At 39.6% G+C, this 17016-nt stretch carries 13 protein-coding genes; 5 read left to right on the top strand and 8 right to left on the bottom strand.

Annotated elements, in window-relative coordinates:
• The first annotated feature begins 11 nt into the window (after window positions 1–11).
• On the top strand, window positions 12–1727 hold the full coding sequence (locus FTU02_RS05810) for a proline--tRNA ligase (protein ID WP_180023163.1): 1716 nt from the start codon (window positions 12–14) through the stop codon (window positions 1725–1727).
• 62 nt (window positions 1728–1789) lie between these two features.
• Here FTU02_RS05810 and FTU02_RS05815 read toward each other — a convergent pair whose 3' ends face one another.
• From FTU02_RS05815 to FTU02_RS05840, 6 genes are all read right to left on the bottom strand, one after another.
• Window positions 1790–3091 (bottom strand): hypothetical protein, encoded by a 1302-nt coding sequence (locus FTU02_RS05815; RefSeq protein WP_111884918.1) that lies wholly within the window; start codon window positions 3089–3091, stop codon window positions 1790–1792.
• A gap of 50 nt (window positions 3092–3141) precedes the next feature.
• Window positions 3142–5322, bottom strand: coding sequence for a DUF6160 family protein (locus tag FTU02_RS05820; protein WP_180156280.1), 2181 nt, complete (start codon window positions 5320–5322; stop codon window positions 3142–3144).
• A gap of 30 nt (window positions 5323–5352) precedes the next feature.
• Window positions 5353–6042, bottom strand: coding sequence for a hypothetical protein (locus tag FTU02_RS05825; protein WP_111884916.1), 690 nt, complete (start codon window positions 6040–6042; stop codon window positions 5353–5355).
• Between the two features lie 10 nt (window positions 6043–6052).
• Window positions 6053–8113: a hypothetical protein gene (locus tag FTU02_RS05830; RefSeq protein ID WP_180156282.1), complete on the bottom strand. Its 2061-nt coding sequence runs from the start codon at window positions 8111–8113 to the stop codon at window positions 6053–6055.
• A gap of 244 nt (window positions 8114–8357) precedes the next feature.
• Window positions 8358–8927, bottom strand: coding sequence for a dCTP deaminase (gene dcd / locus FTU02_RS05835; protein ID WP_005008040.1), 570 nt, complete (start codon window positions 8925–8927; stop codon window positions 8358–8360).
• Window positions 8928–9039: 112 nt separating this feature from the next.
• Window positions 9040–9633 carry a LysE family translocator gene (locus FTU02_RS05840; RefSeq protein ID WP_180023160.1) on the bottom strand — a complete coding sequence of 198 codons (594 nt, stop codon included), beginning with the start codon at window positions 9631–9633 and terminating at the stop codon, window positions 9040–9042.
• A gap of 439 nt (window positions 9634–10072) precedes the next feature.
• Here FTU02_RS05840 and FTU02_RS05845 point away from each other — a divergent pair, with 439 nt between their 5' ends.
• From FTU02_RS05845 to FTU02_RS05855, 3 genes are read left to right on the top strand one after another with little or no spacing between them, the layout of a single operon-like run.
• Window positions 10073–11080 (top strand): TAXI family TRAP transporter solute-binding subunit, encoded by a 1008-nt coding sequence (locus FTU02_RS05845; RefSeq protein WP_180156284.1) that lies wholly within the window; start codon window positions 10073–10075, stop codon window positions 11078–11080.
• Complete coding sequence (locus FTU02_RS05850) at window positions 11058–11552, top strand: DUF1850 domain-containing protein (RefSeq protein ID WP_227591861.1); 495 nt, start codon at window positions 11058–11060, stop codon at window positions 11550–11552. Before FTU02_RS05845 ends, FTU02_RS05850 begins: the two co-directional genes overlap by 23 nt.
• Entirely contained in the window at window positions 11549–13561 is a 2013-nt protein-coding gene (locus FTU02_RS05855; protein ID WP_180156285.1) for a TRAP transporter permease, read from the top strand. The genes FTU02_RS05850 and FTU02_RS05855 overlap by 4 nt, the downstream gene beginning before the upstream one ends.
• Window positions 13562–14061: 500 nt before the next feature.
• Here FTU02_RS05855 and apbC read toward each other — a convergent pair whose 3' ends face one another.
• A complete protein-coding gene (gene apbC / locus FTU02_RS05860; RefSeq protein WP_180156287.1) occupies window positions 14062–15333 on the bottom strand; it encodes an iron-sulfur cluster carrier protein ApbC in 1272 nt (423 codons plus the stop codon).
• Window positions 15334–15990: 657 nt separating this feature from the next.
• Here apbC and FTU02_RS05865 point away from each other — a divergent pair.
• Window positions 15991–16329 (top strand): hypothetical protein, encoded by a 339-nt coding sequence (locus tag FTU02_RS05865; RefSeq protein WP_180021292.1) that lies wholly within the window; start codon window positions 15991–15993, stop codon window positions 16327–16329.
• Between the two features lie 50 nt (window positions 16330–16379).
• Here FTU02_RS05865 and FTU02_RS05870 read toward each other — a convergent pair whose 3' ends face one another.
• Window positions 16380–16778 (bottom strand): hypothetical protein, encoded by a 399-nt coding sequence (locus FTU02_RS05870; protein ID WP_180007518.1) that lies wholly within the window; start codon window positions 16776–16778, stop codon window positions 16380–16382.
• Window positions 16779–17016: the final 238 nt, after the last annotated feature.

The raw sequence follows: 17016 nt of genomic DNA on the forward strand, positions 1-17016 counted from the left end.
GGACAGTTTCCATGCGCGCGAGTCGCTTTTTATTTGCAACGTTAAGAGAAACCCCAAACGATGCTGAAGTTATTTCACATCAGCTTATGCTTCGTGCCGGGATGATTCGTAAATTGGCTTCAGGTTTATACACTTGGCTGCCGATGGGCGTTCGCGTATTAAATAAAGTTGAAGCGATTATCCGCGAAGAGATGGATCGTGCTGGTTCACTTCAAGTCCTGATGCCTGTCACTCAACCCGCATCTTTATGGGAAGAATCAGGTCGTTTCGTACAATATGGTCCAGAACTTTTACGTTTTAAAGACCGTCATAACAATGACTTTGTACTTGGCCCTACACATGAAGAAGTAATTACAGATCTTGCTCGCAATGAATTGAAAAGCTATAAGCAATTGCCTGCAAACTTCTACCAAGTACAAACTAAATTCCGTGACGAAATCCGCCCTCGTTTCGGTGTGATGCGTTCACGTGAATTCATCATGAAAGATGCCTATTCTTTCCATGTTGACCAAGCTTCTTTACAAGAAACCTATGACAAGATGTATGCAGCTTATTGCAAGATTTTCACTCGTTTAGGTTTAAATTTCCGTCCAGTTCAAGCGGATACAGGTTCAATTGGTGGTTCTGGTTCACACGAATTCCACGTCCTTGCGTCTAGCGGCGAAGATGACATCGCATTCTCTACAGAGTCAGATTATGCTGCTAACGTAGAAATGGCGGAAGCAGTATTAGTAGGTGAACGTGCTGCTCCGACTAAAGCACTTGAAATTGTTGATACACCAAATCAGAAAACCATTGCTGAGGTTTCTGAATTCCTTAAATCAGACCCTACTCAATCTGTCAAAGCATTATTGGTTCAAGGTGTTGCTGAAGAAGGTAAAGCTGCACCAGTGGTTGCCTTATTCCTACGTGGCGACCATGAACTGAATGAAATTAAAGCAGAAAAACACCCATTAATTGCTGCTCCATTAACTTTTGCAACTGAAGCACAATTAGCTGACTTAGGCTTAACTGCTGGTTTCTGTGGCCCTCAAGGCTTAACCGAAAAAGGCATTACCGTTATTGTTGACCGTGCAGCGTCTGTACTTTCAGACTTTGTTGCTGGTGCGAACCAAGTTGATAAACATGCTGTAGGTGTAAACTGGGAACGTGATGCACAATACACCGAAGTTTATGACCTGCGTAATGTTGTTGAAGGTGACCCTTCTCCAGATGGTCGAGGTACAATCTTGATTAAACGTGGTATCGAAGTTGGTCATATCTTCCAGTTGGGTCAAAAATACTCTGAAGCGCTTGGCTGCAAAGTTTTAGGTGAAGATGGCAAACCTCTCGTTGTGACTATGGGTTGCTACGGTATTGGTGTAACTCGTGTTGTTGCTTCTGCGATTGAACAAAACTTCGATGACAAAGGTATTATTTGGCCGTCTGCAATTGCTCCTTTCGAAGTTGCTATCGTGCCAATGAATGCACATAAGTCACCACGTACAATGGAAGCAGCTGAAGCACTGTATGCAGAATTAACTGCTGCTGGTTATGATGTGCTTCTTGATGATCGTAATGAGCGTCCTGGTGTTAAATTCTCTGATATCGAGTTAACAGGTATTCCACACCGTATTGTCATTGGCGAGAAAGGTTTGGATGCTGGTACATTTGAGTACAAAGGTCGCCGTGATGAAGAATCAAGCAACCTCAGTAAAGAAGACCTTTTAGCGAAACTTGCAAAATAATTTGCGCTAAACATAAAAAATCCCGCTAGGTGCGGGATTTTTTATATCAAATATTTTAAGCCTTAACAGAATTTCAGCCCCCCGAAGCAGTTAGAACGAAACTCCTGTCCAGACAGTTTTAAATTGGTTAATGGGAAATCAATTAATGACGGGTTTTTAATCTCTTTAACATCCAAAGAAGAACCTGCAACACAACCAAAGAGTAAATCTCCACAGTTACGAACATTGGTACTTAGGTCATGGTTAATTCCGGCGATCGTTTGTTTCAATACTTCATCCGTAATCGCCACTTTATCTGATGGTGTAATACTGCCCAAATCGACTTCATCTTCCATCGCCAGCCACCACCCTCTTTCTGCTGCGACTGCAGCACCAGGCCAGAGTATTTTTTGAGCTTGTAAAGATAGCGAAGCAGGGTTATTTAGATAAAGTGCGTGAATCAAACCTAAACTTTGATTTACCGTAATATCGGTTTTTAGCCCAGTAAGATACCCCGTCACATCTTTATTCAAATTAATGTTTAAACCGAGTAAAGAGATTTGAGCTTCTAATGGACCACTAAAATCTAGACGATCAACAGTTCCTGTACCCTTTAACTGTACATCTGTCATTCGATTCCCACTTACAACAGTGGCTGGAATCGTAAAAGGAGCCGTGGTTGATTTTAAATTAAAAGAATAATTATCAGATTTGTAGTGAAGCGGTAGATCAACTTCAGCACCAAATAATGTCCCCTTAACAGCCCCTTCAATGTATTGCTGCGTAGAAGCATAGTCCATCACACGCTCGGCAGTTGTTGCAACACCCGCAGACGCTTTTGTTTTCATATAACCACTAAAGGTATTGATACCATTGGGTGTATTGCTATTTTCTGTACCTAATGTCATTAATCCAGAAATTTTTTCAGCGCTCAAACGAAAGCCCATCACTTCACGTGTTGCCGCTGATTTCGGATCTTTAATTGCAATTTCGATAAAAGGATTGGTCAGCAAAGCTGAAGTTGCCGCACGTTCATCCGACGTATAATTGCTATTTGCAGGCAAGCCACTCAGTGAAATATGATCAATATCAATATCACAAGCACCTGAGCCATTTGCACCACCACAACCCAATTGGAGCTTTTTAATATTGGCATTGAGCTCCATTTCAGCTTCCAAACCAAGTTTATAAAAGCCAACTTTGGATTGGTCAACGGCTTGTCCACTCTCATCCACAGAATTATACCCCTGCGTATATTCCATGGAGAGTAAAGCTTGACCATCAACTTTTGATAAGCTTTCATCATCTAAAGCCATCATTGCATGAGATAAGCTACTCATCGCAAATGTCGAGAATATCAAACCTCTGATTAACTTCTTTTTCATAACAAATTCCCTGTTCGTTATTTTATTTATTTGTTATTGATTTAATCTTACTAGCGTGGAGTAATCCCCATCGTACTTCGCATTGTTCCACCGGTTAGGGCAATATCCGCCATCTTTTGCATATTGCCATTTGTTAACATCGAAACTTCTGCACGAAACGCTTTAGACATATTATTGGTTGGATTGAATTTTACCTGATTATCAAACTCTACCGAATCTTGTTTCATTTTAATTCGAGCATCAAAGCCTAGATCGCCCTGCATTTTATTAATATTGATACTTGAAGCTGAAACGACACCGCTGGCATTTACATCTTCATTCATCAAACTTAAATAGCTTCCCATAACTTTTTGATCTTTCTTTTCAGCATCAGTTAATGCTTTAAATTCAAAGCTTCCACGGAAAGACAAATAGTTATTTTCTGCACTGTCATTTAGACCCGGCACTATAAATAGCTCACCCTTACCATCGAGTTTAAACGCAATATTCGTCAACACATCATCACGTTTAGAGAAATTATCTAAAGGTACTGTGGTCCCACATTTGGCAGAAGCTGTAGTCGCACAGTTATAGGTTGAACCCGGAAGTTGACCAATCGCTAACTCGGCATTGGCTGCAATCAATAAATTATCTGCACGTACATAGATGCCATCATTTTCATAGCCAATCACACCATCAGATTGAATAAGTGCATTGATGTTTCGTAAGCCTGCATAATAATTGACTTCTTGACCATTAATACCTTTTTTACCATCAATCAAAATAATGGAAGTTGTACTTGGTGTTCCTGTTTTTTTATCAACACCATAACCATCTGTGCTCATTACAAGGTTATAGCCAATACCTGATTTTTCAGCCGCATTTTTATAACTGTATTTTTTCTCTGATAATGCAACGTTGGCATTCATATTATAAATCGGGATACCAATCCCCCAACTGTTGTCATTACTTGCAATTGCAGCAATTGAGTTATCAGAAATAAATCGTGCTGTACGCGCGATGGACTGAAAATCCATACCACGAATCGCCACAAGTGCAAAATTTCCACCCGTCGTTTGATTTGACAAGTTTTGGGTTAAAACATTATTGGTTAAACCTAATGTCGCTTTTAATTTATCATTTACCAGAAAATCAAGGCTTTTTGCTTGAATGGTATTGATATAAATATCGCCAAAATCAATATAGGCATTTTTATCAGCAACTAAAGACGTTAAATTAGAAAATTCAATGGCATAACTACCAATACCCGTATGGCCAATTTCTAAGGTTGTCGGTGCTTGACCTGCAACAAGACTCGGATCATCTTTTGAAGTGAAATCCGCGCGCACACCTAAATGTAAACCACCTGAACCAACGGACTCATATCCTGAAGCCTTCGTTGCTAGACCAAAATCTTTAATTCCTTCTTGATTGGCATTTAAGGCAACTCGTGCATTAGTGACAGCACCCGATGCTCCCATACGAATTAAATTGCGCTGTGCACCACCATCGGTACCGTAGCGTAAATCGATATTAACGCCGGGGTTTGTGGCATCGCTACGTGAACTATGCACATCTGAAATGTCCTTTACCCGCCCTAAATTGACCGTATGGTCTTTGCTTCCTGTGGATTTTGTGGTGAGAACAATGCCTTCATCAGCTGCGACATACATATAACCTGAACCAGCAAAGTTAAAGTTAAAGTCCTTTAAGGTTACGCTATGTCCATTCATACCATGACTAATACTGGCATTTTGCAATTGAAATTCCATATACGCCGTATCATTACGGTTAAATAGACCATTACTGGTTTCAAGTAATACTTTTAAAGGTGAAGATGTTGCAATCGCAAGTGAACCTAAATTTTGCGTAGGCGTTTGGCACGTTGCGCCTTGACACAGCAGCATAATATTTTGCGCAACAGCAGTAAATGGGCTGACACTTGCGGCAATACGCATGCCTACACCAGCATCCGTAGTCCCAACATCAAAATCTAATTTTGATGTAATGGTGCTTTGCCCAACGCCATCTATTTGTACATTGTGCAAACCCATTTTCATCTTATTTTGGTCAGTTGGGTCAACCCAATTTAACTGATCAACTTTGACTCTAGAAACTTCATGGGTAATCGAAATACCATCTTGGCCAGTAACTGCACCCAAGCTTTCATCGGTCATCGCTTCAAAAGCATAGGCGTGTTGAGCAAGTAAAATACTGGTTGCGAGTGCCGTTAAAGTTGTTATTTTTTTCATCACTATATCCTTATATTCAGTCACAGCTGATTAACAGCGACCTGCACCATTTCCAGTGCAGTTAAAACTGAAGATGTTTAACTTTCCACTCATGTGCATGTTGCCATGCACATTAACACCCATAAATCCTTGTTCTGAACCACGATCAAAATCAGGCACTGCTAAAGTTGAAGTTGTTCCATCAGCTTTCTTTTCGGTATAGGTCGTATAAGTACTGGTATTTTCATAACCTTCCTTACCTGTCGTCCCTGTTTCCACCGCCAACGTAGCAAAACCTAAATTTCTAATTTTTAATGGCTTATCATCATAAAATGTCAACTGCATAGCCGTTTGTGGATTGCCTTCACGATTGATAATCGTCACACCATCTAGTGAAAATTGATCGATCTGTAACGTTCCTTGAAACTGTTTAAACACCAACCATTTCTTATTACCATTTGCATCCACATGATTATTGGGCGCAAGTGCTAAGCGACAAAACTCATTGGATGAACATTGATATCCATAAAAAGCTTGAGTCGTTTTTCCATTCGCATCCATGATTGATATGTTGTTTTTTGACATATCATTGGCATATTGATGGTTTAAGGAAAGTGTCCAACTGAGATCTGCACCGCCTTGACCTGTTGCAGCGGTAAGTTCGCTATTATCCATAGACACTAAACCTGCATGAGTTTGTGTCAGTGCAGCACAAACAACAGCGCATAAAATTTTATACATATAATTTCTCCTACAGCCCTGTTGTTCTTATTTTTAAGTGCTGAATCAAAACGCCATCTATGGCAACAGATCCTAAGTTCGTGCTTTGTCTATTAACACCTTTAAACACTACACCTGTCGCAGTATCCGTACTTTTTGCATTCAGCAGATTACCAGGCAAGCGCTCTACTGTACCGATTGCAATACTACTGTGTGTTGCATTACGCCCTTGATATAGTGCTGTCGCATCTGAAGAGTTTGCTTTTAACTCCGTACCACAACTATAGACGTTACAGGTTGAACCTTTAAAGTCAGCAGCGGTTAAACCCGATGTACCCGTGGTATTACCCGGGATATCCGTATAGTAGGTATAAATTTTACTGTAAATAGAAGGTACATTTGGAATACGAGTTACTTCCAGTATAATATTTCGACCTTCTGAACCCACAATAAAGGGCTGATACATATTTCCTAAAACTAAATTGATATTTGGGCTATATAAATATAGACCTTCAGTTTCATGAAAGATTGGAGCTGCAGATCGATCCATCGCTGGTGTCGCTGCAGTACCATCATCCAGTTCGGAGCGTGCAGCTGTACTGATACGCATACCGCGAGCATCCAAATCACCATCATTGATACTCAGTGACTCAGCACGATCATTGGTATTAATACGAATTAAACTGGCTAAACCTAAAGTTTGGTTATAGTTGGTATTTGTTGATTTAAGTGTTTGAAAAATGCGAACTTGTGAACCATTAAAACTCAAACCATTCGCAACAATTTGAGTCCGTAATCGATAATCTTTATCTAAGCCACTGGTCGGCGCACCGGTAATCGGATCGACGACATTGCTTGAATTCAAAGACCGTGAAAATACATCCATCCACAAACCAAGCTTGATGTTGTTAGATGCATCATCTGCCGCAATTTTCTTTAATGGTGCCTCAATCGCTAAGTAACCAACATTCCCCTTATTATCTTTCGCAAATTGTTCAACATCTTGATTTCCCGCATGGAAAAGCCACGGATTTTCAGCGGTCCCCCAATTAAATCCTTGGTCTGTATAGCGTGTTGCTAATGAACTTTTGCCATTTTTATCTTTACTGTTTGATAAGGCTAAACCATATATAAAGACATCTGCTTTCGATCTGAGACTCGATACGGTCGCAGTCGAAGCAATTTGTTTTGCTGTAATTTCAGCATTTTTCTTCACGGTTGCTAATGCTGCATCGCTTGCCTTTTGAGCTTCAAGCTTAGCATAGTCCGTTGCCAACTGATTGAGGGTTTCTGCAGCTTTGGCATTCAACTGAGCATTTTTTGTTGTATCTATAATATTTGAACGTGTAATTTTTCCTGAGACATAATTTTTATAAAAAGTCGAAGTGGTCGGCAAATTACCCGTACTATTGTTACCGTATAGTAACTCAATCATTTCATAGGTATTTTTTAAAGCAGCAGTTTGTGACTTTTCTTTTAGTCCTGGAGTAATTGATTCTTTCGTTGTGCCATCGTTTTCAAAAGGTAAGCCAGCCGATGAACCATTATAATAATCTGCATAACGCTGATCGTAATATGCCTTCATCGTTGGTGATTCAAGATAAGACTGTACTAATCGGCCACGATATTCTGTTGAATATGTTGCGATGGTTTCATTGGTTACTCGTGTAGCATTATTGGTCTCATAAGTGCTTTTAGAACTTATAAAAGTTGAGTCATAAACACCGTTATAGCCCGTAACTCGGCCTTGCTGATAAGCATCAACATAAGCTGCTTTGTAGATTTTATCGTAAGCACGCTGCCCTAATTGTTCATAGTTTTCACCTGTAGGAATAATCCGAATAAAACCTGTATCGTTTTTCCCAGGATCAACCATACCAGACGCATAACTAGAAGCCGTAGAACGGTCATTTGGCCCTTGAAAGACCATTTTGAAATTCTCTAAAGTGAGTGCAACACCTTCACCCGTTGTGGCTGAAAGTGCTTCATCTGATAAATCTTGAAGCGCATAAACAGATGGTGCAGCAAAAATGCTGACTGCGGCTGCTAAGCAACTCTGGCGGAATAACTTAGCCTGGGTGAATTGAGTCATCTCGACCTTCCTTTTATCAGATGCTCTGCATCTCTCTTATATTTATTCCTGAGAACTGGCTTTGATGTTATTGTCCATTTATTCCTTAAATGGAGACTTGTGATAGACCAGTCACTTAACTTTTTATTATGCTGAATAATTACTCAATTGCAAAAACTTCCCCACCGAATGGTCTATTTTCCGATGAATGACCCAACAAAAAAGCGGGCTAATTCGCCCGCTTTTTTAAACTCAATCCGAAGGATTAAGCTTTCGGTAATGTCACACCGGTTTGACCTTGGTATTTACCACCACGGTCTTTATAAGAGGTTTCACACACTTCATCTGATTCGAAGAACAACATTTGTGCGACACCTTCACCCGCGTATATACGTGCAGGTAAGTTGGTTGTATTCGAAAATTCTAAAGTCACGTGACCTTCCCACTCTGGTTCAAGAGGCGTCACATTGACAATAATACCGCAGCGCGCATAGGTTGATTTACCTAAACAAACGGTTAACACATTACGTGGAATACGGAAATATTCGACTGTCCGTGCTAGTGCAAACGAGTTCGGCGGAATGATACAAACATCTGATTCAATATCAATAAAGCTTTTATCGTCAAAGTTTTTAGGGTCAACAATTGCTGAATGAACATTGGTAAAGACTTTAAATTCACGAGCACAGCGCACGTCATAACCATAGCTCGACACGCCATACGAAATAAGCTTTTCGCCATTTTCATCATAACGGACTTGGTTTTCTGCATACGGTTCAATCATGCCGTGTTTTTCGCTCATTTCGCGAATCCAACGATCAGACTTAATAGCCATTTATCTCTATCCAAAAACTTAAATCAATTATTGCGTGGTACTTTAACTGAAATCCGACTTAATGAAAATAAGCTTTGCCGAACTAAGCGGATTTAGTCATTTTCAAATCAATTTAGAGTTTTAAAATCGCAGAATAACTCAGTGGAATCGAAAAACTAACCAAGACCAATGACGCTGTTCGTTGTAAATTGGCTTGATTGAGCCAACTAATTTTATTCGACGCCAAAACTGAACCGAGGAAAGTCCAAAAGAATGCTATTGGAACGATCAACAGCAAGAAAATCAGCATGTGAGCTACATAATACTGCGCATTTTGCCAAGCCAATGCAGGAAAAATCGCTGAAGCGAATAATAATGCTTTAGGGTTTAATAAAGTCGCAACAAAAAGTTCGCGTGCACGAATGCCCTTTTGATTAAAATTTTCAGCAACAGTTGCTGTACGCCATAATCGCATAGCCAAAAATAGAATATAGCCAGCACTAAACAATTTCAAAATGGTCGGCAATAAAGGTAGATATACGGAAATTTTACCGATGAGAAAACCCCATAGGCTAATCGAAATAAGATAACCAAAGGCTTCCGCTGGAATGAGTCGGAATGATTTACGTAGCCCAACTTGAATACCCGAAGATGCGAGTAACGTATTGGTTGGTCCCGGCGTTAACAAAATACTGATAACTAGACCAATAAAAAACCATGAAATCATACTTTGACCTCAAACTTAATCCGCGAAGGTTAATTCAGTTGTTTCGTATTAGCAAAATAAAAATAGATATCGCTTATAGAGAACTCCTTATTTAATTTTATGAATTCAGCAACTTAAATAGAAAAAACAGAACCTTAGCTGAACAGTCATTCAGAGCACTTTACAATTCAAAGAAATAGTTTGAACTTATATTTATTAATAGAAAATTCACATAAACCCCATACATACCCTACAGTTATTACACGTAACAAAATATTATTAAAATAAACAATACCGCCCCATGCCATTCTTACGCATAGCCATTATTTATTGGAAACTAAAAATCAAAAAAAATACTTTTCAAAAATAATTGATTAAGTTATGTTCAATTGAGTAGTGGAAATTAAAACTAAAATTCATCAAATCAATATTCAAAATTTATGTGTAAAAGGACGTTTCTATGAACCAATGGACAAAACTCACGTTACTCTCGGTCACTTTGGCATGTATTACTGCTTGCTCAAATGATCAATCTACTTCAAAAAATACCACGGAAGGAAAAAGCACAGAAACAGCTACATCTAACCAACTTCAAACTAAGTTCGTAACCATTGCAACTGGCGGAGCATCAGGACCTTACAATGTGATTGGGACGAGTCTTGCAGAAATTTATAACAAAACTTTTGGTGTAAATTCTAAGACTCAGACTACAGGTGCATCAGTCGAAAACTTAAACCTTCTCAAACAGAATAAAGTTGAAATGGCATTTGTTATGAGTGACAGCTTAACAGAAGCACTGAACGGAACAGGAAGTTTCGCAAATGGTAAAGTTGAGAATATCAGCCAAGTCGCAGCGCTTTATCCCAACTACGTACAAATCGTAACCTCTAAAAAATCAGGGATCAAAAATATCGAAGATTTGAAAGGTAAACGTATCGCTGTAGGTGCACAAAATTCAGGTGTAGAAGTAAATGCACGTACACTGTTGAATGGTTTTGGAATCACCTATAAAGATATTAAAGTTGATTATTTAGGCTATGCTGAAGCCGCTGATGCTTTAAAAGGTGGCAAGCTTGATGCAGCATTCCTGACTAGTGGCATTCCAAATTCATCACTCATGGAACTTCAACAAAGCTTTGATCTACAGTTAGTTTCAATCAATGCAGATAAAGTCAAAGAAATAGCTAAAGATCAAAGTTATTTCTTACCGATGATTATTCCAAAAGGCACATATGGCAATACTGCGGACATTCAAACTGCCGCAATTAAAAATGCATTAGTTGTTCGCACAGATATATCGGATGATGATGTCTACAAACTAACAAAAACTTTCTTTGACAGTTTGCCTCAATTGGCAACTTCACACCAAGCAGCAACAGAAATCACGCTTGAAGGTGCTCAACAAGGCCTTGTAGCGCCTCTACATCCAGGCGCGAAACGCTACTATGATGAAGTGGCTAAAAAATAATAAGCTTCAAAAAAATGCAGTTTATACTGCATTTTTTATATTGTTCTTCTTAATCTATGCTAGCTATCCAACACTGTATACGCAGGTTAGAGTTGAAACTGATATATGCAAAATTTCAACTGATCAATTTGATTTACAGTGGAAGCATTCAGTAGAAAAGACGGCTTGGTCTGAACAATATCAGCGTCAAAAGAATAAGTTTTTACTGCGCCACACCGATTTGATTTCATTTGGTGCAGGTACACCCTCAAATTATCCCATTGAGTTTCAAAAAAATGGTGTGATTAGAATGCGGGTCAATCAAAATATAGATGAAATCAACTGGGTGATTTCTAGAAATATGCAAGGCACGATCCTCGCTGACCAAAAAATTTGGTCTATTTTTCAAAGTTACCCAGACTATAGTTTGGTCAACATCTCGGTTCAATATCAACCCAAATGGAAGTCTTGGTGGATTGGAGAATGCCTATGAATTCCAAAGAAGATAAAGTTGTATTAGAACAACTCGATGAGAAACAACAACAAGCCATATTAGAAAAATTTGATCGGGAATCTGTTACTCGAATCAATATGAGCAAATCTGTTACCTACTTTGTTGCATTTGTAGCGATCTTTTATTCATTATTTCATTTATTTATTACGTTTAATCCTTTACCTGAGTTAATACAGCGTGCAGCCCATGTCGCTATTGGCCTAGCACTCATTTTCTTACTCTATCCAGCTCGTCAAGCAAGCTCCCGGCAGCATATTTCACTTCTCGATTGGTTCTTGGCTTTGCTTTCCATCTTCAGTTTTTTATATTTATGGAAAGAATATCAATCTATTATGACCACTCGAGGTGGTATTCCAAATACCTTAGATATCGCGTTTGCAATTATGAGTGTGGTATTAGTCATAGAAGCAACTCGCCGGGTCATGGGGTGGATGCTGCCCATTTTAAGTTTAATTTTCCTGACCTATACATTTATCAGTCACTTTGATTGGTTGCCAGATCGATTAATTACTCGCCCTTATACCATCAGCGACATTTTCGGACATATGTATTTAAAAACCGAAGGCTTATATTCTTCGGCAATTGGTGCATCCGTCACTTTTATTTTCTTATTTATCCTTTTTGGTGCTTTTCTTGCAAAATCAGGTATGGGGAAATTGTTCAATGATCTTGCCATGGCATTGGCGGGTCATAAACAAGGTGGTCCTGCCAAAGTTGCTGTAATTTCAAGTGGATTTATGGGCAGTATTAATGGAACTGCTGTTGCCAATGTTGTTGGCACAGGCTCATTTACCATTCCATTGATGAAAAAAATTGGTTATCACAAGAATTTTGCTGGTGCCGTTGAAGCCAGTGCATCCGTCGGTGGACAAATTTTGCCGCCAGTCATGGGTGCGAGTGCCTTCATTATGGCCGAAACAACTGGCGTGAGTTATGGCACGATTGCACTAGCCGCATTATTACCTGCCTTATTGTATTACCTTGGCGTCATGGCTCAAGTTCATTTCCGTGCGGGTAAAGATGATCTGAAAGGCGTACCTAAAGCTGATTTACCTAAAGTAAAAGAAGTTCTAAAAGAGCGTGGACATTTACTTATTCCAATTTTGGCACTGGTCTTTTTCTTATTTCAAAATATTCCTGTGAGCTATGCTGCTGTCTACACCATCGTCCTGACCATCTTTGTAGCAGCTTTAAGAAAATCAACACGAATGGGTGTAAAAGATATTTTAGATGCGCTCGTTGATGGAGCCAAACAATCATTATCTGTGATGGCTGCTTGTGCTGTCGTTGGTATTATTATCGGCGTAGTAAGTCTGACAAGTTTTGGTTCAGTAATGACTTCTTCAATTATGAGTTTAGGTGCAGGTAGTCTCTTTCTCACTTTATTTTTAACCATGATTGCATCGATGATTTTAGGCATGGGGCTTCCATCTATTCCGGCCTATATCATTACTGCCACCATGGCAGCACCAGCACTCGCAAACTTTGATATCCCTGTATTAGTCGCGCATATGTTTGTGTTCTATTTTGGTTTATTTGCAAACATCACCCCACCAGTTGCCCTTGCCGCCTTTGCGGGCGCAGGAATTGCAGGCGGTGATCCAATGCGCACTGGGTTTCAGGCCTTAAAACTATCTCTTGCTGGTTTTATTGTTCCATTTTTATTCGTTTATAACCCTGCCATGCTGATGATTGATACCACCAATGTTGCAGTCAATGCTCGAGAATTTGCCTTTCCTGCATGGACAACTATAGTGAGTATTACTGTCACTTCAGTGATAGGAATTCTCGCTTTAGGCTCCGCAGTTGAAGGTTATTTCAAGACTTATCTCAACTGGTTCTGGCGTATTTTTTTAGGTGTGGGTGCGCTGTGTATGATTATTCCAGAAACCATTACAGATATTGTAGGCATTCTCATGGTCATCATCGCAATTACGGTGAATATTATCACTGCTAAACGTAAAGCAAACCCGTCTCTTTCCTCCTAAAAAACCAATTAAAAAGCCCGGTAATTACCGGGCTTTTTAATTTCTTAGACTAAGGCGTACCCTCATTTGATGGGTGGGTTTTAATGACTTCAAATAATATTTAAAATTATTTGTTCCTCTATATTTTTTCAATGCTAAGCCCCTTGTAACAGAGGACATTTGGCAAAAATCTAAGACACAATGCGTTTGTACAGTTACTGCCGTTCAAAGAATTGATCCTAGCCAAAATAATAGAAATATCGTGAAAGCTATTTTGTAAAAACTAAGTACAAACGCGACATCCTTTGATATGCCTCAAGAATTTTATCCTTGGCATACGGCTTATAATCGCAGGAAAAATAAGAAATTGTGCAAATCGTTTTTTAGATGTGTAATTCATAGACATCGTTGAATGTCTAAAGTTCAGTACTCATAATTTTCAAACACTCCCAATACCACGTTATAAAAAATCTGGCACGAGGCCAGATTTTAATACGATCAACTTAAATTTCAGTTCACCCTTAGAAAATACGGTTTTTATCTTTTTCAGCTTGAGGCAATGCATCTGCAATTTTTTGCGCAATCGCCATATAGCTTTCAGCAGCATCATCACCAGCAATCACGGACGGTTTCCCTGCATCGGCATTTTCACGAATTTGTACGTTCAGCGGTAAACGGCCTAAGAGTGGAATGTCGTATTGGGCTGAAAGTTGGTCGCCACCACCTGTGCCAAAGATTTGCTCTTCATGTCCACAGTTCGAACAGATATGCGTCGACATATTTTCAACCACGCCCATCACAGGGATGTGTACACGGTTAAACAACTCAATACCTTTGGTCGCATCCATTAATGCAACGTTTTGTGGTGTCGTCACAATCACAGCACCTGTCACTGGTATACGCTGTGCAAGCGTTAACTGAATATCACCTGTGCCTGGTGGCATATCAATGACCAATACATCCAGATCAGGCCATAAAGTTTGGTTAAAGAGCTGCATTAACGCCCCCGTCGCTTTCGGCCCACGCCAAGCCACTGGCGTATTGTTATCCCCAGTTAAGTGACCAATTGAAAGTACAGCCATACCATAGGCTTCGATGGGAACAAATTGCTCAGCTTCAATCATCGGCGTACGGCCTGCGTTGCCAAGCATCGTTGGAATACTTGGACCATAGATGTCTGCATCCAATACCCCAACTTTTAAACCCAGTTGTTGTAATGCAAGCGCCAAATTCACTGTGGTGGTTGACTTACCCACACCACCTTTACCAGATGACACCAAAATGACATTTTGAATGCGTGGGTGTTTCGGTACATCACGCTGTTGTGGAGCGGCTTTTTGAATCGGTGGGTTATTCGGATCAACTTCGGCAGGTGCTTCGGGTGTTTTCGCAGACGCATCCACAACTGGAGGTAACTGACTTTTTGCTGCTGAACTCTCAGCTTTTTCTTGGCTAGAACAGCTTTCGCCTTCTGCATGATGATGACCACAACCACCTTCAGATTTATGCCCTGTTTTTTGTTGAATCACATGCATATTCAGCTCGTTAATGCCGCATTTTTCTAACGCATCAGCCAAATCATCATGGATTTTTTGTAAGTCATCGGCTTCTGAAGGAAAGGTATTAATCGTGATCTGTAAGATCTGACCTTGCACATTCACCTGAGTAATACGGTCTTTTAAGGCATTATTTGAATTGGGAAGTACATAGTTTTGTAAAACCTGTTGGATTTCCTCCTCTTTCACCTCTTGGGAGGGTGAAAACACAGATTTTAGAGAAGAAAGCCACGACATTATGTTGTCTCCAAACAGGAACATCAAAAGATAATAGCGATAGTTTACCTGTTCATCTGCCCCAGAGTAAGAGGGAGATGAATGACTTATCCCTATAAGCTTATAAAGTTGAGTAACTGATGTTACGCACCTAAAAGTAATTTCGCATTTTAAAAATGATTTTTAAGTCTATTCAACGGAGTCTTATATCTAGGGTTTGAATAAAGAGATTAGCCTTCGGCTGGAGGTACTTTTGTTTTGGCAAAAGTACCCAAAACCATTGTCATCCGCAAAACTCGTTCACTAGCGTCAAATTATTCAAAGTATCGCAAAACCATTTTTGATTAGAAGGAGTCCTGTCTCAAACACTTGCGGATGACCTTACCGCGTATCATTCTTTTATTTGAAGCAAACGGTGCGTCTGATGTTACTGCGTAACATCAGTGAGTAATTTAGTCAGCTTTCAAGCAAGTTTTCAAGCGTGTGCCACTTAAAATGCCCTTATAGTTGATCTATGCGGCTAAACCAAAGCCATTAAATTTTAAATTACATATCAACCATACTTTTACAGCGTAATTTCAGTTTATATTTCAATCGTTTCAACAGAATAATCATAGCGATGGATGTGCAATCTAAAGGCACATTTTGTGCTTTTTAGTTTTTAAAATGGGGATGACGATGTATCAGAAGACTGTGTATAAGAAGAATATGTATAAAACGGCTTTATGTGCCTTGATGCTCCTGACTTCAGCAGCCCATGCAGAAGTTATGACTGAAGCCATTCAAACACCTGACCGACAAACTGTAGCGATTGGTGATAGCCTCGATCTCATGCGCTCGCGTATGCAAGCCTCTCCGATGAAAATGGTGTCCTATCCGCTGCAAGAGAAAAATCTGCCTGCAAAATTGGCGGTAGATTACACCTACGAAATTGCCAATATGCGCTACGTGATTACCGTAGTCGATGATCAAGTCAAAAATATTAAGACTGAAAATTTGGATGGATTAAAACAATAAAACCTAAAAAAGCCGCTCTTTATAGAACGGCTTTTTTCATCAGACCTAATTTAAGCTTGGTCATCTTTTTTAAACTTATTCAGTGTGTCAGTGGCTTTCTTTTTTAACTCGTCAAATTTCTCTGTCGCCTGCACTTTGAGTTCATCAAATTTTTCGACAGCCTCATGTTTAAGTTCGGAAGCTTTGACTTTGGCTTCATCAAATTTATGACTCGCTTCTGCTTTTAACTGCTCTAGACGGTCTTTGGTTTCAGCATGCTGTTCTGCATGTTCATGTTTGGCGTCATTTAAGGTTTTTTCACCCTCAAGCTTGAGTTCTTCAACTTTATGCTTTGTACCATCGAGTGCTTTTTCACCTTCAAGTTGAGCCTCTTTGGCTTTGAGCTTTAGATCATCACCCAACTCTGACGCTTTATCTTTCAATTGATCAATTTTATTTTCAGTTGTCATCGTTCTCGCCTCTTCTCTGTTATTGTCTAACAATAGTTATAACGCGATTTGAAGCAGATACCTGAAATAGACGCATTTAGAAACAAATCAACCACAGGAAAACGCCATGTGATTGCCTATTTTCACAATGGCTTGATGCAAATATCCATGGTCGATTTTACTCGAAGCTTTTAATTTTAAAGGATGATGTTGTGCAAAGAGACCAACGCCATTCCGATGCATTGATCTCTTGAAATTA

Origin of the sequence: Acinetobacter sp. YH12045, from assembly GCF_013419925.1 — a bacterium.
Classification (GTDB): Bacteria; Pseudomonadota; Gammaproteobacteria; order Pseudomonadales; family Moraxellaceae; genus Acinetobacter; species Acinetobacter amyesii.

Bases quoted from the DNA above. Each gene is read 5' to 3' on its own strand.
- FTU02_RS05810 (WP_180023163.1), top strand. From the start codon at position 12: ATGCGCGCGAGTCGCTTTTTATTTGCAACGTTAAGAGAAACCCCAAAC.
- FTU02_RS05815 (WP_111884918.1), bottom strand. From the start codon at position 3,091: ATGAAAAAGAAGTTAATCAGAGGTTTGATATTCTCGACATTTGCGATG.
- FTU02_RS05820 (WP_180156280.1), bottom strand. From the start codon at position 5,322: ATGAAAAAAATAACAACTTTAACGGCACTCGCAACCAGTATTTTACTT.
- FTU02_RS05825 (WP_111884916.1), bottom strand. From the start codon at position 6,042: ATGTATAAAATTTTATGCGCTGTTGTTTGTGCTGCACTGACACAAACT.
- FTU02_RS05830 (WP_180156282.1), bottom strand. From the start codon at position 8,113: ATGACTCAATTCACCCAGGCTAAGTTATTCCGCCAGAGTTGCTTAGCA.
- dcd (WP_005008040.1), bottom strand. From the start codon at position 8,927: ATGGCTATTAAGTCTGATCGTTGGATTCGCGAAATGAGCGAAAAACAC.
- FTU02_RS05840 (WP_180023160.1), bottom strand. From the start codon at position 9,633: ATGATTTCATGGTTTTTTATTGGTCTAGTTATCAGTATTTTGTTAACG.
- FTU02_RS05845 (WP_180156284.1), top strand. From the start codon at position 10,073: ATGAACCAATGGACAAAACTCACGTTACTCTCGGTCACTTTGGCATGT.
- FTU02_RS05850 (WP_227591861.1), top strand. From the start codon at position 11,058: ATGATGAAGTGGCTAAAAAATAATAAGCTTCAAAAAAATGCAGTTTAT.
- FTU02_RS05855 (WP_180156285.1), top strand. From the start codon at position 11,549: ATGAATTCCAAAGAAGATAAAGTTGTATTAGAACAACTCGATGAGAAA.
- apbC (WP_180156287.1), bottom strand. From the start codon at position 15,333: ATGTCGTGGCTTTCTTCTCTAAAATCTGTGTTTTCACCCTCCCAAGAG.
- FTU02_RS05865 (WP_180021292.1), top strand. From the start codon at position 15,991: ATGTATCAGAAGACTGTGTATAAGAAGAATATGTATAAAACGGCTTTA.
- FTU02_RS05870 (WP_180007518.1), bottom strand. From the start codon at position 16,778: ATGACAACTGAAAATAAAATTGATCAATTGAAAGATAAAGCGTCAGAG.